At 65.8% G+C, this 20,721-nt stretch carries 18 protein-coding genes and 1 pseudogene; 15 read left to right on the top strand and 4 right to left on the bottom strand.

The annotated features are described in order from the left end of the window. The first annotated feature begins 6 nt into the window (after positions 1 to 6). The 11 genes and pseudogenes from nuoG (at position 7) to serB (ending at position 11,311) form a co-directional block, all read left to right on the top strand. Positions 7 to 2,337, top strand: coding sequence for an NADH-quinone oxidoreductase subunit NuoG (gene nuoG / locus H0A72_RS20850; RefSeq protein ID WP_180158443.1), 2,331 nt, complete (start codon positions 7 to 9; stop codon positions 2,335 to 2,337). After that, the gene (nuoH, locus tag H0A72_RS20855; RefSeq protein WP_180158444.1) at positions 2,337 to 3,410 is read left to right on the top strand and encodes an NADH-quinone oxidoreductase subunit NuoH; all 1,074 of its coding nucleotides are present in this window, start codon (positions 2,337 to 2,339) and stop codon (positions 3,408 to 3,410) included. Before nuoG ends, nuoH begins: the two co-directional genes overlap by 1 nt. A gap of 20 nt (positions 3,411 to 3,430) precedes the next feature. Further along, the gene (gene nuoI / locus H0A72_RS20860) at positions 3,431 to 3,919 is read left to right on the top strand and encodes an NADH-quinone oxidoreductase subunit NuoI (protein WP_180158445.1); all 489 of its coding nucleotides are present in this window, start codon (positions 3,431 to 3,433) and stop codon (positions 3,917 to 3,919) included. 17 nt (positions 3,920 to 3,936) lie between these two features. Beyond that, entirely contained in the window at positions 3,937 to 4,575 is a 639-nt protein-coding gene (locus H0A72_RS20865; RefSeq protein ID WP_180158446.1) for an NADH-quinone oxidoreductase subunit J, read from the top strand. Continuing rightward, positions 4,572 to 4,880, top strand: a complete 309-nt coding sequence (gene nuoK, locus H0A72_RS20870; protein WP_180158447.1) for an NADH-quinone oxidoreductase subunit NuoK — start codon at positions 4,572 to 4,574, stop codon at positions 4,878 to 4,880. The genes H0A72_RS20865 and nuoK overlap by 4 nt, the downstream gene beginning before the upstream one ends. A gap of 13 nt (positions 4,881 to 4,893) precedes the next feature. Further along, positions 4,894 to 6,897: an NADH-quinone oxidoreductase subunit L gene (nuoL, locus tag H0A72_RS20875; RefSeq protein ID WP_180158464.1), complete on the top strand. Its 2,004-nt coding sequence runs from the start codon at positions 4,894 to 4,896 to the stop codon at positions 6,895 to 6,897. Continuing rightward, entirely contained in the window at positions 6,894 to 8,396 is a 1,503-nt protein-coding gene (locus H0A72_RS20880; RefSeq protein ID WP_180158465.1) for an NADH-quinone oxidoreductase subunit M, read from the top strand. Before nuoL ends, H0A72_RS20880 begins: the two co-directional genes overlap by 4 nt. A 12-nt stretch (positions 8,397 to 8,408) precedes the next feature. Continuing rightward, positions 8,409 to 9,893: an NADH-quinone oxidoreductase subunit NuoN gene (nuoN, locus tag H0A72_RS20885; RefSeq protein WP_180158448.1), complete on the top strand. Its 1,485-nt coding sequence runs from the start codon at positions 8,409 to 8,411 to the stop codon at positions 9,891 to 9,893. 4 nt (positions 9,894 to 9,897) lie between these two features. Then, positions 9,898 to 9,993 (top strand): annotated as a pseudogene (locus tag H0A72_RS22535) (DUF2818 family protein); the annotation flags it as partial. A 159-nt stretch (positions 9,994 to 10,152) separates the two neighbouring features. Then, positions 10,153 to 10,464, top strand: a complete 312-nt coding sequence (locus tag H0A72_RS22540) for a DUF2818 family protein (protein WP_425502538.1) — start codon at positions 10,153 to 10,155, stop codon at positions 10,462 to 10,464. A 1-nt stretch (position 10,465) separates the two neighbouring features. Next, positions 10,466 to 11,311, top strand: a complete 846-nt coding sequence (serB, locus tag H0A72_RS20895) for a phosphoserine phosphatase SerB (protein WP_180158450.1) — start codon at positions 10,466 to 10,468, stop codon at positions 11,309 to 11,311. Between the two features lie 36 nt (positions 11,312 to 11,347). On the opposite strand, the gene mfd is transcribed toward serB, so the two are convergent. Continuing rightward, positions 11,348 to 14,830 carry a transcription-repair coupling factor gene (gene mfd, locus H0A72_RS20900; protein WP_425502535.1) on the bottom strand — a complete coding sequence of 1,161 codons (3,483 nt, stop codon included), beginning with the start codon at positions 14,828 to 14,830 and terminating at the stop codon, positions 11,348 to 11,350. Between the two features lie 17 nt (positions 14,831 to 14,847). Between mfd and ispD the strand changes: the two genes are divergently transcribed. Beyond that, complete coding sequence (gene ispD / locus H0A72_RS20905; protein WP_180158452.1) at positions 14,848 to 15,573, top strand: 2-C-methyl-D-erythritol 4-phosphate cytidylyltransferase; 726 nt, start codon at positions 14,848 to 14,850, stop codon at positions 15,571 to 15,573. A gap of 49 nt (positions 15,574 to 15,622) precedes the next feature. Then, a complete protein-coding gene (gene ispF / locus H0A72_RS20910; protein ID WP_180158453.1) occupies positions 15,623 to 16,129 on the top strand; it encodes a 2-C-methyl-D-erythritol 2,4-cyclodiphosphate synthase in 507 nt (168 codons plus the stop codon). Between the two features lie 96 nt (positions 16,130 to 16,225). On the opposite strand, the gene H0A72_RS20915 is transcribed toward ispF, so the two are convergent. The 3 genes from H0A72_RS20915 to ompR form a co-directional block, all read right to left on the bottom strand. Next, entirely contained in the window at positions 16,226 to 16,774 is a 549-nt protein-coding gene (locus H0A72_RS20915; RefSeq protein ID WP_180158454.1) for a peroxiredoxin, read from the bottom strand. 100 nt (positions 16,775 to 16,874) lie between these two features. Then, positions 16,875 to 18,188, bottom strand: coding sequence for a sensor histidine kinase (locus tag H0A72_RS20920; RefSeq protein WP_180158455.1), 1,314 nt, complete (start codon positions 18,186 to 18,188; stop codon positions 16,875 to 16,877). A 138-nt stretch (positions 18,189 to 18,326) separates the two neighbouring features. Continuing rightward, positions 18,327 to 19,061, bottom strand: a complete 735-nt coding sequence (gene ompR / locus H0A72_RS20925) for an osmolarity response regulator transcription factor OmpR (RefSeq protein ID WP_180068156.1) — start codon at positions 19,059 to 19,061, stop codon at positions 18,327 to 18,329. Between the two features lie 198 nt (positions 19,062 to 19,259). Between ompR and tsaB the strand changes: the two genes are divergently transcribed. Then, positions 19,260 to 20,498 carry a tRNA (adenosine(37)-N6)-threonylcarbamoyltransferase complex dimerization subunit type 1 TsaB gene (gene tsaB / locus H0A72_RS20930; RefSeq protein WP_180158456.1) on the top strand — a complete coding sequence of 413 codons (1,239 nt, stop codon included), beginning with the start codon at positions 19,260 to 19,262 and terminating at the stop codon, positions 20,496 to 20,498. Continuing rightward, a partial coding sequence (locus tag H0A72_RS20935; RefSeq protein WP_180158457.1) for a hypothetical protein occupies positions 20,495 to 20,721 on the top strand: 227 nt, incomplete at its 3' end. The genes tsaB and H0A72_RS20935, both read left to right, overlap by 4 nt.

A 20,721-nucleotide genomic window follows, 5' to 3' on the forward strand; every position in this document is an offset into this window, starting at 1 on the left:
ACGCTAATGGTTGAACTCACCATCGACGGCATCAAAGTAGAGGCCCCCGAGGGCAGCATGGTTATCCAGGCTGCGCACAAGCTCGGGGTGTTCGTGCCGCATTTCTGCTATCACAAAAAACTTTCCGTGGCGGCCAACTGCCGCATGTGCCTGGTCGACGTCGAAAAGGCGCCCAAGGCCCTGCCCGCCTGTGCCACTCCGGTCACCAACGGCATGATCGTGCACACGCGCTCGCCCAAGGCCATCGCGGCCCAGAAGAGCGTCATGGAATTCCTGCTGATCAACCACCCGCTCGATTGCCCGGTCTGCGACCAGGGCGGCGAATGCCAGTTGCAGGACCTGGCCGTCGGGTACGGCGCGTCGGCATCGCGCTATCAAGAAGAAAAGCGCGTGGTCGTGGCCAAGAGCATGGGGCCGCTCATTTCCACCGACGGCATGCAGCGCTGCATCCATTGCACCCGCTGCATCCGCTTCGGCCAGGAAATCGGCGGCATCATGGAAATCGGCATGGTCAACCGCGGCGAGCACTCCGAAATCACCACCTTCGTCGGCAAGGCGGTCGAGTCCGAGCTCTCCGGCAACATGATAGACATCTGCCCGGTGGGCGCCTTGCTTTCCAAGCCGTTCAAGTTTTCCGCGCGCACCTGGGAAATGGCCCGGCGCCGCTCGGTCAGCCCGCACGACAGCCTGGGCGCCAACCTGGTCGTGCAGACCAAGCTCGACCGCGTGCTGCGGGTCGTGCCCTTCGAGAACGAAGACGTCAACGAATGCTGGATCAGCGACCGCGACCGCTACTCCTATGAAGGCCTGTACACCCCGGACCGCCTCGCCCACCCCATGGTGAAGGGCGAGGACGGCCAATGGCGCGAAGCCTCCTGGACCGACGCGCTGCAAGTCGTCGCCCAGGGCCTGAACACCGTGCGCGAACAGTTCGGCGGCAACCAGATCGGCGGCATCGGCAGCCCCATGGCCACCACCGAAGAACTCGCGCTGCTGGCTCGCCTGATGCGCGCCATCGGCTCCGAGAACGTCGATTTCCGCCTGCGCGCCACCGATCCGGCGCTCGACCAGGCCATCCCCGGCGTGCCCTGGCTGGGCATGTCGGTGGCCGAATTCGGCGAGCTCGACCGCGTCCTGGTGGTCGGTTCCATCCTGCGCAAGGAACAGCCTCTGCTGGCCCAGCGCCTGCGCCAGGCGGCCAAGCGCGGCACGCAGATCTTCTTCATCGACTCGGCGGCCGAAGACCCCTTGTTCCCGGTCGCGGGCCGCATCACCGTGGCCCCCAGCCAGCTGCCCAACGCGCTGGCCGAAGTGCTGGTCGCCCTGTCCCAGGGCGGCGCCGAAGGCCGGGTTCCGGAAGGCTTCTCCAATGTCCAGGCCTCCGAAGCCGCCCGCCGGATCGCGGCCGGCCTGGCCTCCGGGCAGCGCGTCGGCGTCTTCCTGGGCGACATGGCCATGGCCTCGAACCAGGCCGGCCTGATCGCCGCCAACGCATCGGAAGTCGCCAAGGCCGCCCGGGCGACGCTGGGCTTCCTCAGCTCCGGCGGCAATACCGTGGGCGGCTACCTGGCGGGGGCCGTGCCGGCCCGCGGCGGCCTCACCGCCGACCAGATGCTCCAGCAGCCGCTGAAAGCCTATGTGGTGCTGCACGCCGAACCCGCCCTCGATGCCGACAACGGCGCCCGCGCGCTGCAGGTGCTCAAGTCGGCCTCGTTCAAGGTCGCGCTGACTTCCTTCCGCTCGGCGGCGGAAGACTGGGCCGACGTCATGCTGCCCATCTCGCCTTTCACGGAAACCTCCGGCACCTTCGTCAACATCGAGGGCCGGGTGCAGAGCTTCAAGGGGGTTGCCGCGCCGCACGCGGACACCCGTCCCGCCTGGAAGGTGCTGCGCGTGCTGGGCAACCTGCTCGATCTCCAGGGCTTCGACGACGAAACCTCCGAATCGGTGCGCGATTCCGTGATGGTCGGCGGGGTCGAGGCGCGCCTGTCCAACCAGGTCGCGGCCCAGCCCGGCCTGGCCGCGCCCGCGTCGGGCCTGGAAAGGGTGGCCGACGTGCCCATCTATCGCAGCGACGCCCTCGTGCGCCGTTCCGAGCCCTTGCAACAGACTTCCGCGTCGCAGCCGCCCAGGGCCCGCATGTCGGCCGGCACGCTGGCCGGCCTGGGCATCGGCCCCGACGCCGCCGTGCGCGTGCGCAGCGCCCAGGGCGAGGCCGTTCTGCCCGTGCTGCAGGACGACACGGTCGCCCCGGGCTGCGTGCGCATCGCCACGGCCTTCAATGAAACCTTGGCGCTGGGCGGCGGTTCCGGCCAACTCACGGTGGAGCGAGTCTAATGGAGTGGCTTACAGTTCTTGAAAACTATGGCGTGGGCCTGCTGGGCCCGACCGCCTGGCTGGTCGTCTGGACGCTCGTCAAGATCGTCGTCATCGCCGTGCCCATCATTCTGTGCGTCGCCTACCTCACCTACTGGGAGCGCAAGATGATCGGCGCCATGCACGTCCGCCTGGGCCCCACCCGGGTGGGCTACCGCGGGCTGCTGCAGCCGTTCGCCGACGTCTTCAAGCTTCTCACCAAGGAAGTCATCGTGCCCAGCAAGGCCAACAAGGTCTTGTACGTGCTGGCGCCGGTCGTCACCCTCATGCCCGCCCTGGCGGCCTGGGCGGTCATTCCCTTCGGCCCCGAAGTCGTGCTGGCCGACGTGAACGCCGGCCTGCTGTACGTGCTGGCCATCACGTCCCTGGGCGTCTACGGCGTCATCGTCGCGGGCTGGGCGTCCAACTCCAAGTACGCCTTCCTGGGGGCGCTGCGCGCCGCCGCCCAGATGGTGTCCTACGAGCTGGCCATCGGCTTCGTGTTCATCACCGTGCTGCTGGTGTCGGGCACCTTGAACCTCAGCGGCATCGTGGAAGGGCAGGGAGCCGGCTGGTTCGCCTCCAAGGGCATCACCTTCATGTCCTGGAACTGGCTGCCGCTGCTGCCGCTGTTCGTCATCTACGTGGTGTCGGCGGTGGCCGAAACCAACCGCCACCCCTTCGACGTGGTCGAAGGCGAATCCGAAATCGTGGCCGGCCACATGGTCGAATACTCGGGCATGGGCTTCGCGCTGTTCTTCCTGGGGGAATACGCGAACATGATCCTGCTCTCGGCCATGGCGTCCATCATGTTCCTGGGCGGTTGGATGCCGCCCCTGGACATCGCGCCGCTCACCTGGATTCCGGGCTGGCTCTGGCTGGGCGTCAAGACCTTCGTCGTGGTTTCGATGTTCATATGGTTCCGTGCGACGTTCCCGCGCTACCGCTACGACCAGATCATGCGTCTGGGCTGGAAAGTGTTCATCCCCCTGACAGGCATCTGGCTGCTTGTCGTGGCGATCTGGATGCAGACGCCCTGGAACATATGGCAATAGGACACAGGGGCTAGAAGATTATGGAAGCAATCAAAGATTTCTTCGGCAGTTTGATGCTGTCCGAAATGCTCAAGGGCATGCGCCTGACCGGCAAGTATTTCTTCAAGCGCAAGGTCACCTTGCGGTATCCGCAGGAAAAGACGCCCGCGTCGCCGCGGTTCCGCGGGCTGCACGCCTTGCGGCGCTACCCGAACGGGGAAGAGCGCTGCATCGCGTGCAAGCTGTGCGAAGCCGTCTGCCCCGCGCTGGCGATCTCGATCGAATCCGAGGAGCGCGAGGACGGCACCCGCCGCACCACGCGCTACGACATCGATCTGACCAAATGCATATTCTGCGGTTTCTGTGAAGAGAGCTGTCCGGTGGACTCCATCGTCGAGACGCACATCTCCGAATACCACGGCGAGAAGCGCGGCGACCTGTACTTCACCAAGGACATGCTACTGGCCGTCGGGGACCGCTATGAACCCGAGATCGCGCGCCGTCGCTCAGAAGACGCCCCTTATCGTTGATGCCGGACCAGACACCTATGATTTTTTCCACTGTCCTGTTTTATCTGCTGGCGCTGGTCCTCGTGATCGCCGCGTTTCGCGTCGTCACCGCCACCAGTCCCGTCACCGGCGTGCTGCATCTCATCCTGGTGTTCTTCACGGCTTCCATGATCTGGATGCTCCTGGGCGCCGAGTTCCTGTCGCTGCTGCTCGTCGTCGTCTACGTCGGCGCCGTCATGGTGATGTTCCTGTTCGTCGTGATGATGCTGGACGTGCGCATGGACACCCTGCGCGCCGGCTTCAAGGCCTATCTGCCCGCCGGCCTGCTGATCGGGCTGATCATGGTGCTGGAGATGGCCTTCGTGCTGGCCAGCACCTGGCTCGACGCCGGCCCCGCGGCGCCGGTGGCCGATGACTACAACAATACGCACGCGCTGGGCGTGGCCATGTACACGGACTACGTCCTGGCCGTGCAGGTGGGCGGCATCGTGCTGCTGGTGGGCATGATATCGGCCATTGCCCTGACGCTGCGGCGGCGCAGCGACGTCAAGCGCACCAATCCTTCGCAGCAGGTCAAGGTGCGCGCCCAGGACCGCGTGCGCCTGGTCAGCATGCCTTCACAGGCCGAAATACCCGCCGCAGGCGCTGCGGAAAAAGCCCAAGGGGATACCAAATGACATTGACACTTGCCCATTACCTGATACTAGGCGCAATACTCTTCGCCATCGGCATCTTCGGCTTCTTCCTGAATCGCCGCAATCTCATCATCCTGTTGATGTCCATCGAGCTCATGCTGCTTGCCGCAAACATGAATTTCGTGGCGTTCTCCACTTGGTTCGGCGACACCGCCGGCCAGGTGTTCGTGTTCTTCGTGCTGACGGTGGCGGCCGCTGAAGCCGCCATCGGGCTGGCGATCCTGGTGTTGCTGTTCCGCAACCTGAATACGATCAATGTTGACGCGCTTGACCAGCTCAAGGGTTGATGGGATTGCACAAATCATGAATTCACCAAATCTCTACTTGTTGATCGCGCTGGCGCCGCTGGCGGGCGCCATACTGGCCGGCCTGTTCGGCACCGGCTTCCTGGGCCGCTGGGTGAGCCGCCGCGGTTCGCACATGCTCACCATCGCCTTGGTGGCGGTATCGTTCATCGGTTCGGTCATGGTGCTGTTCCAGGTGCTCGACGGGCATACCTACGACGGCACGCTATATACCTGGTCGATCATCGGCACGACCAAGCTGGAGCTCGGCTTCCTGATCGACCCGCTGTCCGCGCTCATGATGGTCGTGGTCACCTCGGTTTCGCTGATGGTGCACATCTACACCATCGGCTACATGGCCGACGACCCGGGCTACCAGCGGTTCTTCGCCTACATCTCGCTCTTCACCTTCTCCATGCTGATGCTGGTCATGTCCAACAACATGGTGCAGCTGTTCTTCGGCTGGGAAGCGGTGGGCCTGGTGTCCTACCTGCTGATCGGCTTCTGGTACACGCGGCCCACGGCCATCTTCGCCAACATGAAGGCCTTCCTGGTCAACCGCGTGGGCGACTTCGGCTTCATCCTGGGCATCGGGCTGCTGTTCGCCTACGCGGGCAGCATGCACTACGGCGACATCTTCGCCCAAAGCGACAAGCTGGCCGGCCTGGCCTTCCCGGGCACCGACTGGCAGCTGCTGACGGTGGCGTGCATATCGCTCTTCGTGGGCGCCATGGGCAAATCGGCCCAGGTGCCGCTGCACACTTGGCTGCCGGACTCCATGGAAGGCCCCACGCCGATTTCCGCGCTGATCCACGCCGCCACCATGGTGACGGCGGGCATCTTCATGGTCGCGCGCTTCTCGCCGCTGTTCGAGCAATCCGGCACGGCCCTGTCGGTCATGATCGTGATCGGCGCCATCGGCGCGCTGTTCCTGGGCATACTGGGCATCGTCCAGAACGACATCAAGCGCGTCGTGGCGTATTCCACGCTGTCCCAGCTGGGCTACATGACGGTCGCGCTGGGCGCGTCGGCCTACTCCGCGGCCATCTTCCACCTGATGACGCACGCCTTCTTCAAGGCGCTGCTGTTCCTTGGGGCCGGCTCGGTCATCATCGGCATGCACCACGACCAGGACATCCGCAACATGGGCGGTCTGCGCAAGTACATGCCCATCACCTGGATCACCTTCCTGATCGGCACGCTGTCGCTGGTCGGCACGCCGTTCTTCGCCGGCTTCTACTCCAAGGAGCACATCATCGAAGCGGCGGGCGCGGCCAACGTCTGGGGCGCGGGCTTCGGCTACTACGCGACGCTGATCGGCGTCTTCGTGACCTCGCTGTATTCCTTCAGGCTGTACTTCCTGGTCTTCCACGGCAAGGAACGCTTCGACGTCCACGGGCATGCGGGCCATGGGCACGGCGATCACGGGCACCACGGCGGCGCGCCGCACGAATCCCCGTGGGTCGTCACGCTGCCGCTGGCGCTGCTGGCCATCCCGTCGGTCGTCGCCGGCGCGTGGTTCATCGATCCGCTGCTGTTCGGCAAGTTCTTCGACGGCGCCATCGCCGTCCTGCCCGCGCACCCCGCCATGGCGGAGCTGGCCTCGCACTGGCACGGCTGGGTGGCTTACGCGCTGCACGGCTTCGTCACCGTGCCGTTCTGGCTGATGATCGCCGGCTTCGTGGTCGCCTGGTATTGCTACATGGTCAATCCCAAGGTGCCGGCCGCCATCCATCGCAACCTGTCCGGGATCAACCGCATCCTGGACAACAAGTATTACGCCGACTGGTTCAATGAACAGGTGGTGGCGCGCCTGGCGCGCTGCCTGGGCCACGGCTTCTGGAAGGCCGGCGACCGCGGCCTGATCGACGGCCTGGTCGTCAACGGAAGCGCCCGCGTGGTGGGCTGGGTGGCGGCGGTCAGCCGGCACCTGCAGTCCGGCTACATCTATCACTACGCCTTTGCGATGATCATCGGGATCATGGCTTTATTAACCTTTTTTGTGCTGACGGTTCACTGATGGCAAGCGATATGGCGTCTTCTACTTTCCCCTGGTTAACGCTCGCGATTTTCGTTCCCATTGTTGCGGGCCTGCTGGTGCTGCTGCTGGGCAGCGACGACCGTCCCGGCTTCACGCGCAGGATCTCGCTGGTCGGAGCCGTCGCGGGCTTCCTGGTGACCTTGCCGCTGTACACGGGCTTCAATCCCGATACGGCCGACATGCAGTTCGTCGAAAAGGCATCCTGGATCGACACCTTCGCGGTCAACTACCACCTCGGCATCGACGGCATCTCGCTCTGGTTCGTCCTGCTCACGGCCTTCATCACCGTCATCGTGGTGCTGGCCGGCTGGGAAGTCATCACCAGCCGGATTTCGCAGTACATGGCCGCCTTCCTGATTCTGTCGGGGCTGATGGTCGGCGTGTTCGCGGCGCTGGACGGCATGCTGTTCTATGTGTTCTTCGAAGCGACCCTCATTCCGATGTACCTGATCATCGGGGTGTGGGGCGGCCCGAACCGGGTGTACGCGGCGTTCAAGTTCTTCCTGTACACCTTGCTGGGTTCGCTGCTCACGCTGGTCGCCTTCATCTACCTGTGGCATGCGGCCGACGGCTCCTTCGACATCCTGACCTGGCACGCGCTCAAGCTGGACTACACGCCCCAGGTCCTGATCTTCCTCGCGCTGCTGGCGGCTTTCGCCGTCAAGGTCCCGATGTGGCCGGTGCACACCTGGCTGCCGGACGCCCACGTCGAGGCCCCCACCGGCGGTTCGGTGGTGCTGGCCGCCATCATGCTGAAGCTGGGCGCCTACGGCTTCCTGCGCTTCTCGCTGCCGATCACGCCCGACGCCTCGCAAGGCCTGGCCGGGCTGATGATCGCCCTGTCGCTCATCGCGGTCATCTACATCGGCCTGGTGGCCATCGTCCAGGACGACATGAAGAAGCTGGTGGCCTATTCATCGGTCGCCCACATGGGTTTCGTGACGCTCGGCTTCTTCGTGTTCAACACGGCCGGCCTCGAAGGCGCGATCGTGCAGATGATCTCCCACGGCTTCGTGTCGGGCGCCATGTTCCTGTGCATCGGCGTGCTGTACGACCGCCTGCACACGCGCCGCATCGACGCCTATGGCGGCGTCATCAACGTCATGCCGCGCTTCGTCACGTATTTCGTCCTGTTCTCCATGGCCAACGCCGGCCTGCCGGCCACCAGCGGCTTCGTGGGCGAATTCACGGTCATCATGGGCGCGGTGGAATACAACTACTGGATAGGCCTGCTGGCGGCGACCTCGCTGATCCTGGGCGCATCCTATTCGCTCTGGATGCTCAAGCGCGTGGCCTTCGGCGACATCGGCAACGACCAGGTGCGCGGCATGAGCGACCTCAGCCCGCGCGAATTCTTCATCCTGGGCGTCATGGCCATCGCGGTGCTTTACATGGGTATCCATCCGAAACCGTTTACAGATGTCATGCATGTGTCGGTGCAGGCCTTGTTGCAGCACGTCTCAATCTCGAAACTGTAGACCTGAAATACTATGCAAAATCCATTTGACTTCGCTTTGGCTACGCCCGAGATTTCGCTGTTGATCATGGCCTGCGCCATATTGCTGGTCGACGCCTTCAACAAGACCGAGTCCCGCCACACGACCTTCACGCTGAGCATAGGCGCCATGCTGGTGCTCACGGTGATCTCCCTGTGGCAATGGAGCGCCGGCGTGCGGGGCAATTCCTTCGGCGGGCTGTACGTCGTCGACGACCTGGCGCATTTCCTGAAGGTGCTTTCCTACATCGCGGTCGCGGCCACCATGATCTACGGCCGCGAATACTCCGAACGCCGCGACATGGTCAAGCACGGCGGCGAACTCTATTGCCTGGCGCTCTTCGCCCTGCTGGGGCAGATGATCATGATCTCCGCCGGCAGCATGATCACGGTCTACCTGGGCGTGGAACTCATGTCCTTCGCCCTGTACGCCCTGGTCGCGCTGCGCCGCGACCACATCAAGGCCACCGAGGCCGCCATGAAGTACTTCGTGCTGGGCGCGCTGGCCTCGGGCGTGCTGCTGTACGGCATGTCCATGATCTACGGCGCGACCGGCCAGCTCGACATGCGCCTGATCGCCCAGGTCATCGGCAGCGGCAACGCCGAGCGCCTGCCGCTGGTCTTCGGCGTGGTGTTCATCGTGTCCGGGCTGGCGTTCAAGCTAACGGCCGCCCCGTTCCACATGTGGACGCCCGACGTCTACCAGGGCGCTCCGACCTCGGTCACGCTGATCGTCGGCGCGGCGCCCAAGTTCGCGGCGTTCGCGATCACGCTGCGCCTGCTGATCGAAGGCCTGCACGGCATCGCCATCGACTGGCAGCCCATGCTGCTCCTGATGGCCGTCCTGTCGCTGGCCATCGGCAACCTGGCCGCCATCATGCAGACCAACTTCAAGCGCATGCTGGCTTATTCCACGATCTCGCACATGGGCTTCGTATTCCTGGGCCTGCTGTCGGGCGTCGTGGAAGGGCAGGCCGCCGTGGCGGGCTGGGCCTACGGCTCGGCGCTGTTCTACGTGGTCATCTACGTGCTGACCACGCTGGTCACCTTCGGCCTGATCCTGCTCCTGAGCCGCGAGGGCTTCGAATGCGAGGAAATCGCCGACCTGAAAGGCCTGAACCGCCGCAACCCGGTGCTGGCCGGGCTGCTGCTGCTGGCCATGTTCTCGCTGACCGGCATTCCGCCCATGGCGGGCTTCTATGCGAAGCTGGCGGTGCTGCAGGCGCTGGTCGGCGCGGGCTACGTCACCATGGCCGTGATCGCGGTGCTGTTCTCGCTCATCGGGGCCTTCTACTATCTGCGCGTGGTCAAGGTCGCCTACTTCGACGAGCCCGAAGGCGAGCTGGTCCCGGTCAACACCGGCGTCGTCACCAACGGGCTGATGTCCCTGAACGGCGCCCTGATCCTGGTGCTGGGCATATTGCCGGGCGGCCTCATGACGCTGTGCGTCCAGGTCATCGAGAGCTCCTTGAAGTTCTGACCGCATGACACAGGAGTTCGCGGTCTGGTTTCTCATCGGCCTGTCGCTCGTCACGGCCAACCTGCCTTTCGTGCTGCGGCGCCCCTTGCTGGCGCTGCCCTGGGCGCAGCGGGCCGGCGAGCCGCCGCGCCCCGCCTGGCGCCGGCTGCTGGAGTCCGCGCTGTTCTTCGCCGCCCTGGCGGCCCTGGCCTACGGCGGCTATTGGGCGCTTGCGGGCGCATTCTTCATGGCTTCGGACGCCGCGTCGGTCGCCTTGTTCATGGTCAAGCTCCTGGCGGTCTTCGGCATCGCGGTCGCGCTGCTCGCCTATCCGGGCCGGCGCCGCGGTGGCGGGGCTTCCCAGGCCGACAAGCCGTTTTTCTCCAGCCTGCTCGAGGTGCTGGTATTCTACGTGCTGGTGGGCGCCATCGGCTTCGGCTTCGAGGCCAACATGGGCAATCTCTTTCCCAAGACCTGGGAGTTCTTCGCCATTACACTCAGCCTGTTCCTGGTGCTGGGCTATCCCGGATTCGTATTCCGCTATCTGATGCGCCGGCGCAAATCCGGCAAGGCCGCGGCCGCAACACTCTGACATGACACACCTCATTTTGCAGGCGCCCAATCTGGTCGCCTCCAACATCGAAAAAATCGCCGCCATCGCCAGCGCGGGCGGCGTGCAGGAGCTGGGCAACACGGCGGTGCGCCTGCTGGACGTGGACCCGGACGCCCGGCCGGAAGTGCAGGCATGCTGTGACGAATTCGGCATGGACTACGCCTTCTTCGACCAGATCGCGCGCTTGCGCGACTGCAGGATACTGGCGATGGACATGGATTCCACGCTGGTGAACATCGAATGCATAGACGAGATCGCCGACATGGCCGGACGCAAGGCCGAGGTCGCGGCCATCACCGAAGCCGCCATGCGCGGCGAGATCAAGGACTTCGCTGAAAGCCTCAGACGGCGCGTGGCGCTGCTCGAGGGCGTCGAGGCCGCCGCGCTGGAAAGCGTCTATGAACAGCGGCTGCGCCTGAACCCGGGCGCGGAAAACCTGATCGGGACGGCGCGCCGCTACGGCCTGAAGACCTTGCTGGTGTCGGGCGGGTTCACCTTCTTCACCGAAAGGCTGAAGGCCAGGCTGGGCCTGGACGCCTGCCATGCGAACGTGCTGGACGTCAGCGGCGGCAAGCTTACCGGGCGCGTGCAGGGCGACATCGTCGACGCCCAGGGCAAGGCGGCGCGCCTGGCGTCGCTGGCGCAAGAGCTGGCGGCGGCGCCCGAGCAGATCATCGCCGTGGGCGACGGCGCCAACGACCTGAAAATGCTGGCGCTGGCCAAGTATTCGGTGGCTTACCGCGCCAAGCCGGTGGTGCGCGCGCAAGCCAATTACGCGCTCAACGTCAGCCCCCTCGACGCCATCCTGAACTGGTTCCGGATGTAAAAGGGCCCCGCACGGGGTTCTGCTCGGCCCCTGGACTCAGGCGCTTCCCGATTTGAGCGCCCGCAGCACCCCGCGCACGGCCTCGATGCGCGCGGCAACCTGCCGCCCCTGCTTGATCTCGATTTTCAGCTTGTCCTGGCCGGCCAGTTTCACGTCCCTGCGCTTCTGCACCAATTCGATGATGCGCAGCGGATCCACGCTGGGCTTGGCCGAGAAATGGAGCACGGCCTGGCTTTCGCTCGCGTCGATCTTGACGACGCCCAGAGGCTCGGCGCTCAGGCGCAAGCGGTGGGTCGCGAGCAGGGTTTGCGCGGCCTCCGGCAATTTCCCGTAGCGGTCTATCAGCTCTTCCTGGATGGCGATCATGTCGTCTTCGTGGCGCGCGTGGGCGAGCTTCTTGTACAGGCCCAGGCGGGCGTGGACGTCGGGGCAGTAATCGGGGGGCAGCAGCGCCGAGGCATGCAGGTTGACTTCGCACAGCGAGGAGAAGGGCGAGTCCAGATCGGGCTCTTCCCCCGACTTGAGCGCCCGCACCGCGGCGTTGAGCATGTCGGAATACATGGAGAAACCGATTTCCTGGATGTTGCCGGACTGGGATTCGCCCAGCACTTCGCCGGTGCCGCGGATCTCCAGGTCGTGCATGGCGAGGAAGAAGCCGGCGCCCAGTTCCTCCATCGCCTGGATGGCCTCCAGGCGCTTCTTGGCGTTCGCCGTCATCGCGTCTTCGCCGGGCGTGAGCAGGTAGGCATAGGCCTGGTGGTGCGAGCGGCCCACGCGGCCGCGCAATTGATGCAGCTGGGCCAGGCCGAGCTTGTCCGCGCGGTGGATGACGATGGTGTTCGCGGTGGGGACGTCGATGCCGGTTTCGATGATGGTCGTGCACAGCAGCACGTTGGAGCGCTGCTGGTAGAAGCCCTTCATGACTTCTTCCAGCTCGCGCTCCGGCATCTGCCCGTGGGCCACCGCGATGCGGGCCTCGGGCACGAGCTCCTCCAGCTTGGCGCGCCGGTTGTGGATGGTCTCGACCTCGTTGTGCAGGAAGTAGACCTGGCCGCCGCGCTTGAGCTCGCGCAGCAGCGCCTCGCGGATGGTGCCGCCGTCCTCGCGCCGGACGAAGGTCTTGATCGCCAGGCGCTTTTGCGGCGCGGTGGCGATCACCGAGAAATCGCGTATGCCTTCCAGCGACATGCCCAGCGTGCGGGGAATGGGCGTGGCCGTCAGCGTGAGCACGTCCACTTCGGCGCGCAGCGTCTTGAGCGCTTCCTTCTGGCGGACGCCGAAACGGTGCTCCTCATCGATGATGACCAGGCCCAGCTCCTTGAACTTGACGTCCTTGGACAGGATTTTGTGCGTCCCGATGACGATGTCGACGCTGCCGTCGGCCAGGCCCGCCACCGCAGCATTGATTTCCCGCCCCGAGCGGAAGCGCGACAATTCCACGACTTTGACCGGCCAGTCGGCGAAGCGGTCCGAGAAGGTCTGAGCATGCTGCTCGGCCAGCAGGGTGGTGGGGCACAGCAGGGCCACCTGCTTGCCGTTCAGCACGGCGATGAAGGCGGCGCGCAGGGCCACTTCGGTCTTGCCGAAGCCCACGTCGCCGCACACCAGCCGGTCCATGGGCCGGCCGGACGTCATGTCGCCGATGACGGCCTCGATGGCCGCCGCCTGGTCCGGCGTTTCCTCGAAGCCGAAGCCTTCGGCGAAAGCCTGATAATCGTTGGGCGCGACTTTATAGCGATAGCCGTCCCGCGCCGCGCGCTGGGCGTACAGCGCCAGCAGCTCCGCCGCGGCGTCGCGCACCTGCCTGGCCGCCTTGCGGCGCGCCCTGTCCCACTGGCCGGAGCCCAGCTGGTGCAGCGGCGCGCTTTCCGGATCCGCGCCGCTGTAGCGGGCGATGACGTGCAGCTGGGCCACCGGAACGTACAAGGTGCTGCCGGTCGCGTATTCGAGGTGCAGGAACTCCATGGGCCCTTCGCCCAGGTCCATTTCGACCAGGCCGCGGTATCGGCCTATGCCGTGCTGGGCATGGACCACCGGGTCGCCCTCGCGCAGTTCCGACAGGTCGCGCACCATGGCTTCGACGTCGCTGCCGGCCTGCTGGGCCCGCTTGCCGCGCCGCGGCGTGCGGGCTTGCGTGGGATAAAGATTGTTCTCGGTCAGCAGCACCAGGCGCTGCCTGCCGAGCCCGAAACCATTGGTCAGGGGCGCCGTGACGAGCGCGAAGCGGGCCGTGGACGCCAGGGCCTCTTGCAGCGATTCGCTCGGGGAATCGGGCCGGATGCCGAACTCCGCCAGCATCTGCGTCAGCGTCTCGCGCCGTCCCGCGGAGTCGGCGCACAGGACGACTCTTGCCTGGTCGCCCTCCAGCAGCCTGCGCAGGCCGGCGAGCGGGTCTTCGGCGCGCCGGGCGACGGCCACCTCCGGCGCATCGAAGAAGTCCGGATGGGGCTCGCCCGGGGTGAGCGCGAGCCGGGGGAAGGATTTGAGGTGGACGAAGAGGCCTTCTTCGTCCAGGAATAGCTGTTCCGGCGGCAGCACCGGCCGCTCCCGGTCGCTTTTGAGGAACTGGTAGCGGCTGTGCGTATCGGCCGCGAATCGCTGCACGGCGTGATTGACGTCACCCAGCGTCACGGTGACGGCCTGCTCGGGCAGGTAGTCGAACAGCGTGGCGGTGTGGTCGAAGAACAAGGGCAGGTAGTATTCGACGCCCGCGAAGGCGATGCCGTTGCCGATGTCCTTGTAGGGCAGCGCGCGCGAAGGATCGCCCTCGAAGACCTCCCGGAAGCGCGCGCGGAAGCGGTTGCGCGCCGCTTCGTCCATCGGGAACTCGCGCCCCGGCAGCAGCTGGATATCCTTGACTGGATACAGGCTGCGCTGGGTGTCCACGTCGAAGCTCCGTATGGATTCGATCTCGTCGTCGAACAGGTCCAGCCGGTAGGGCAGGGCCGAGCCCATGGGAAAGAGGTCGATCAGCCCGCCGCGTATGCAGAACTCCCCCGGCGCGGTCACCTGGGTGACGTGGGTGTAGTTGGCCAGGGTGAGCTGGCGGCGCAGGCCTTCCTCGTCCAGCTTGTCGCCCTGCCGGAACGAGAAGGTGTAGGCGGCGAGGAAGTCGGGCGGCGCCAGCCGGTACAAGGCCGTGGTGACCGGCACCGTCAGGACGTCGACCGCATTGCGCAGCAACGCATGCAGGGTGCGCAGGCGCTCCGAGATCAGGTCCTGGTGCGGCGAGAAGCTGTCGTAGGGCAGGGTCTCCCAGTCGGGCATCTGCCGCACGCGCAAATCGGGCGCGAACATCACGATTTCGTCGGCCAGTCTTTGCGCGGTGAGCGGGTCGGCGCAAAGCACCACGACGGTCTGGCGGGCCTGGCCGGCGAGGTCGGCGAGCAGCCAGGCGTCGCCGGAGCCGGGCGGAAGGGCCTGGGCGTGCCTTTGCCCGGGCCGCAGCGCGGCCAGCAGGGTTTTGGTCGAGGGAAGGGTCAAAAGAGGGGAGGATTCTGTAGCCATGTAGCCTGGCATTATAAAATGCCTTTCCTATGGAAAAGAAACTGATTGCGATCGTTCCCGCCGCGGGCATAGGCGCCCGGGCCGCCGGGCCGGGCGCGCCGCTGCCCTTGCCCAAGCAATATCGTCCGCTCAAGGGCGAGCCCATGCTGCGCCGGGCGGTGAAGGCCTTGCTCGGCGAACCGCGCATCGGCCAGGTCAGGGTGGCGGTGGCGCCCGGGGACGCATGGGTGGAGGCCGCCCTGTCGGGCCTGTCGCGCACCGTCTGGAGCGCCTGCGGCGGGCCCAGCCGGGCCGACACGGTCAGGGCCGCCATCGAGGATGCCGGGCTGGGCCCCGGCGACTGGGTATTGGTCCACGACGCCGCGCGGCCGGGGCTGCCGGCCGAGGCCCTGGCCCGCTTGATCGATCAGTGCCTGGCGCTGGATGCCGGAGGCCTGCTGGCTTTGCCCGTGGCGGATACGGTCAAGCGGGCGGCCGCGGCGGGTCCGCAAGCCGCGTCCGGCGGGGCGGCCGCGCCGCGAGTCGGGGAATCCGTGCCGCGCGACGGCCTGTGGCTGGCCCAGACTCCGCAGATGTTTCCCGCCGGGCCCCTGCTGGACGCCCTGCGCCGGGCGGCGGCGGAATCCGCCGAGATCACCGACGAGGCCTCCGCGCTGGAACGCCTGGGCGTCCGGCCCCTGCTGGTGCCGGGTTCCGCGCGGAACTTCAAAGTGACCTGGCCCGAAGATTTCGATTTGATGGAAAAATGGCTGTAGGGCCCGGTATCGACGGGTCCGGGCGGGCCGCTTGAACAAGGAAGCTGTGATGGATTTCCCATTTCGTGTCGGGCAGGGGTTCGACGTGCACGCGCTGGTCCAGGGCCGGCCCCTGATCATCGGCGGCGTGCGCATTCCGCATGACCGGGGCCTGCAGGGGCATTCCGACGCGGACGTGCTGCTGCACGCCGTCACCGACGCCATACTCGGGGCGGCCGGCCTGGGCGACATCGGGCGCCATTTTCCCGATACCGACGAAGCCTACAAGGGCGCCGACAGCCGGGTGCTGCTGAGGACGGCGATGGGCAAGCTGCGCGAGGCCGGCTGGAGGGTGGTGAACGTGGATGCGACCATCCATGCGCAAGCGCCCAAGATCGCCCCGCACGCGCCCGCCATGGCGGCCAATATCTCGGCCGACCTGGGCATGGACCCCACGGCGGTGAACATCAAGGGCAAGACGAACGAAGGGCTGGGCTACCTGGGGCGCAAGGAAGGAATCGCGGCGACCGTGGTGGCCTTGCTGGCGCGCGCCGACGGGGCGGCGGGCGCGGGCTGAGGCCCGCGGGGGCCGAAGCGGCGGCGCAAGCGGCCGCCGGCGCGGCGCCCGAGGTGCCTTCGAGCTTCAACGCCGCGGCCGGCGTGGGGATTTGCTTTACAGGGTGTCGCCGCCCACGCGCCGGTTGCAGGGGCAGAGTTCGTCGGTTTGCAGGCCGTCGAGGATGCGCAGGATTTCTTCGGGGTTGCGCCCGACGTTAAGATTGTTGACCGATACATGCTGGATGATGTTGTCCGGGTCCACGATGAAGGTGGCCCGCAGCGCCACGCCTTCGGTCTTTTCGCGTATGCCCAGCTGGTCCACCAGCGAGCCGGTGGTGTCGCCGAACTGGTAATGCCCCAGTTTGCTGAGTTCGGGGTGTTCGCGCCGCCAGGCGAGCTTCACGTATTCGTTGTCGACCGAGCCGCCCATCAGCACGGTGTCACGGTCTTCGAAATCCTGGACGAGGTTGTTGAAGCCCACGATTTCGGTCGGGCAGACGAAGGTGAAGTCCTTGGGGTAGAAGTAGATGACTTTCCATTTTCCCGGGAAGGAGCTTTCAGTGATGTCTTCAAAGGCCGAGACGGCGTTTTCCTCGTGGTGATTGAATCCGGGCTTGACGCCGGCCACTTTGAAGGGTTCAAGCTTGTCGCCAACTGTTTTCATCTGATCTCCTGTATTCTGGGAATGACAGCCATATGGTCGCACATGGCGGCGCAAAATTCCATGCGTCGAGGCGGGGATGGGCCCGATGCCCGCCAGGCGGCTAGCCCGGCCCTACGAAGCCATCCGACTGCGTATTGCGAATCCGCACTTTCGGGATCTCGATGCGCGCCAGGAGGCCGCCCGGAGGCTCCGAGATGAGCTCCAGCTGCCCCCCCACCTGGCCAAGCAGGCGCTCCACGATCGCCAGCCCCAGCCCCGCCCCGCTGACCCCCGTGCGGGCGGACTCGCCGCGTGAAAAAGGGCGTAGCAGGCGGTGCACGTCGGTCGAGGCGATGCCGGTGCCCTGGTCCTTCACCTCGATGGCCAGAATATTGCCCTGCTGCCTGGCCGACAGAGCGATCCTCGCCTTGCCGTCCGACGGGCTGCGGCCATAGCGCCGGGCGTTCTCGATCAGGTTTCCGACGATGCGCTTTAGGTCGTGGGCGTTGATCTTGGCATAGAGATTGGGCTCGATGGACGCGGTGAGTTCGCCTCCGAGCGACTCCGTATGGCTGCGTTCCCGCTCGTACAGATCCTGCAGCACCGAAGAAATGTCCGTGCCCTGTTCCGGCACCACGCCGGCCGGCCTTGCGTATTCCATCAGCTGGCCGATGCTGTGATCGATCTGCGCCAGGTCCTCGTCGATCGCCTGGCGCGTCTCCTCCGAGACGTCGCTCATCTCGATCTCCAGGCGCATGCGCGCCAGCGGCGTGCGCAGGTCGTGGGAGATGCCGGCCAGCATGATCTCGCGGTCGGCCTCGGTCTGGCGGATGTCGCGCGCCATGCGGTTGAAAGCGATGTTCATGTCGCGGATCTCGGCCGGCCCCTTTTCGGGCAGGGGCGAGGGCGTTTCCCCGCGGGCCAGCTGTTGCGCGACCTTGGCCAGCTGGGCGAGGGGGCGGTTGACGAAGCGCACGCTGACGGCCGCGCCGATCAGGGCCAGCAGCAGCGCCGTGGCCCCCCAGCCCAGCCATTCGGCGCCGGCGGTCAGGCCCAGCTGCTCGCGGTCGAACACCAGCCAGTACTGGTCGTTGTTGATTTCGAAGCTGACCCAGACGCCCGGGGTCTGATTGACCGACCACATGACCAGGGTATCCTGGCCCAGCCTGTCTTTGATGTCGCGCGCGACGTGCTTCCAGTAATTGGAACTGGGCAAGCCTTCCAGGACGTCGGTGGGTTCGTGGGGCTGGACCCTGAGGCTTTCCTTGGTGGCCAGGTCCAGGAGCAGGGCGGGACGCACGCTGGTCGGCGCGTAGATCAGGGCGGACCGCGTGATGCTGACGGCGGTCGTGACACGCTGCGCCATCTGCGCGGCGCGCGGGCCTTCTTCCATGCTGAAAAAAACCTGCAGCCAGGCGCCCAGGCTCACCAGCATCAGCCCCGCCAGAAGCAGGAACGAACGGCTGAACAGGCCTAAGCGGAGACGCGACGTTTTTTTATTGCGAGCCTTCTGCGCGGGGGACATATCCGATCTGAGGTATCACGCCCGCTGTGCACCAGTGAGCGCTGTCTGTCAGTGACCGCCGTCAGGGACGAACACATAGCCCAGCCCCCAGACGGTCTGGATGAAGACCGGTTTGGAGGGATTGGGTTCCACCAGCTTGCGCAAACGGGAGATCTGCACGTCCAGGCTGCGGTCGAAGGCTTCGTATTCCCGCCCGCGCGCGAGTTCCATCAGCTTGTCGCGGGACAGGGGAATTTTGGGATGGCGGGCGAACACCTTCAGGACCGAGAATTCGCCGGTCGTGATGGGAACCTGCTCGTTGTTCTTGGTCAGCGTGCGGGTGGACAGATTGAGCACATAGGGGCCGAACTCTATGGACTCGTTCTCCTGGCTGGGCGCGCCCGGGTGTTCTTCGGTGCCGCGGCGGCGCAGGATGGCGTTGACGCGCGCCAGAAGTTCGCGCGGATTGAACGGCTTGGAGAGATAGTCGTCGGCGCCCATTTCCAGGCCGACGATGCGGTCGATTTCCTCGGCTTTGGCCGTGAGGATGATGATCGGGGTGTTGTCGTGTCCGCCGCGCAGGCGGCGACAGATAGAAAGGCCGTCCTCGCCGGGTAGCATGAGATCCAGCACCAGCAGGTCGAAGTGCTCGCGCTGCCACAATTTGCCCATTTCCTTGGCATCTTCGGCTACAAAAACGTTAAAACCCTGTTCCGAAAGATAGCGTCGCAGCAAATCGCGTAAGCGAGGATCGTCGTCGACGACGAGAATTTTGCGAGATAGGGATTGGTTTTGTGTATTCATGGGGAAAATGTAACAGGGTGGAGTTAAGCCGTACAGGGGTCTGTAGCAAGATATTACACATTAAGTGTATGGTAGAAACTGCAATTACATTCTCCAGGTTCATTTTATCCCCTTGGAGGCTCGAGCGATACTAATTTTAAGACGCGGCCCGGGGGTTGTCCGTCCGGCATTCGCCTTAGACAGTTAAAATGGGCGCCTATGACAGTCCATATCCTCGCGCTAGAAACCTCCTCGAGCGTCTGCGGGGTCGCCCTGCTCGCCTGCGGCGACGGCCCGCCGCAGGTGTTCATCCAAGAGCACGACGCCACCGGCGAGCATGCCGAGCGCCTATTGCCCATGGCCGACGACGTCATGCGCGAAGCCGGCATCGGCCGGGCCGAGCTGTCGGCGGTGGCCTTCGGCCAGGGCCCGGGCGGCTTCACCGGCCTGCGGGTGGCCTGCGGGGTGGCGCAAGGCATCGGCTACGCCCTGGGCATACCGGTGATGCCGGTCGTTTCCTTGCTGGCGGTCGCCGAGCGCGACCGGGCCGCCGGCGCGTCTCCCGGCCTGGTGCGCGTCGTCGTCCAGGATGCCCGCATGGGCGAGGTGTACCTGGGCGCTTATCACATGCGCGGATCCGGCCAGGCCGCCCGCTGGGAAACGCTGCAGGCGCCCCTGCTGCTGGACGCGGCCCGCGTGGAGCGCTGGCTGGCCAATGCATGGGCGGACTGGGCGCTCGCCGGGCGCGAACTCCCCGGGCTGAGGCTGGTCGGCGACGCGCTGGACGCCCATCCCGATCTTAGGCGCATCCAACTGGACGGAGCCGTCACCGAAACCGGCGACCCGCTGCGCGCCGACGCCGCCGCCATCGCCTGTCTGGCGCTGCAGGCCTGGCGCGACGGCGCGACGCTCGAGCCGGAACACGCCATGCCTTTGTACGTGCGCGACAAGGTGGCCTACACGACGCGCGAGCGCGAACTGGGCGCCGGCGGCAACCCGCGCGTCGAGGGGCCGCCGGTCCGGATCGAACCCATGCTGCCGGAACACCTGGACGACGTCGCTGAAATCGAAAGCCTGGTGCAGTCCTTTCCCTGGAGCCGCCGCAATTTCCAGGACGGCCTGGAAGCCGGCTACGCCGCGTACGTGGCCAGGAGGGAAGGGCGGACGCTGGGCTTCTACATGTCTCTGTACGCGCCCGACGTCGCGCACCTGCTGGTCATCGCGGTGGCGCCCGGCGAGCAGAAGAAGGGCGTCGGCGGGCGCTTGCTGAGGCATTGCGAAGCCGAAGCGCGCGCGAAGCGGCTGCCCGCGATCATTCTCGAAGTCCGGCCTTCCAATCGCAATGCGCTGGCCTTCTATCAGCATGAAGGCTACCGGCAGCTTGCCACGAGGCGAAACTATTATCCCGCGCCGGGCGGCGGGCGCGAAGACGCCTGTGTGATGCAAAAGACGCTATGAACGCCCCCGAGCTGACTCCTGTGCAGATCGCCTGGCTGCAGGAGATCGGCATCGATCGGCGCATGCTGGCGCACTATGTGGCGCAGGGCGAGTTCGGCGATCCCGGCGAGCCGGGCGCGCGGCCCGGGGCGGCGGCCGCGGTTCAGGCTCGCGCGGCTTCGGGCGCTGCGGAGCGTTCGGTTCCGGCCGCCGCCGCGGTTGCCGCGACCGCTGTGGGGGACCC

Origin of the sequence: Parapusillimonas granuli (assembly GCF_013416525.1) — a bacterium.
Taxonomy (GTDB): Bacteria; Pseudomonadota; Gammaproteobacteria; order Burkholderiales; family Burkholderiaceae_B; genus Parapusillimonas; species Parapusillimonas granuli.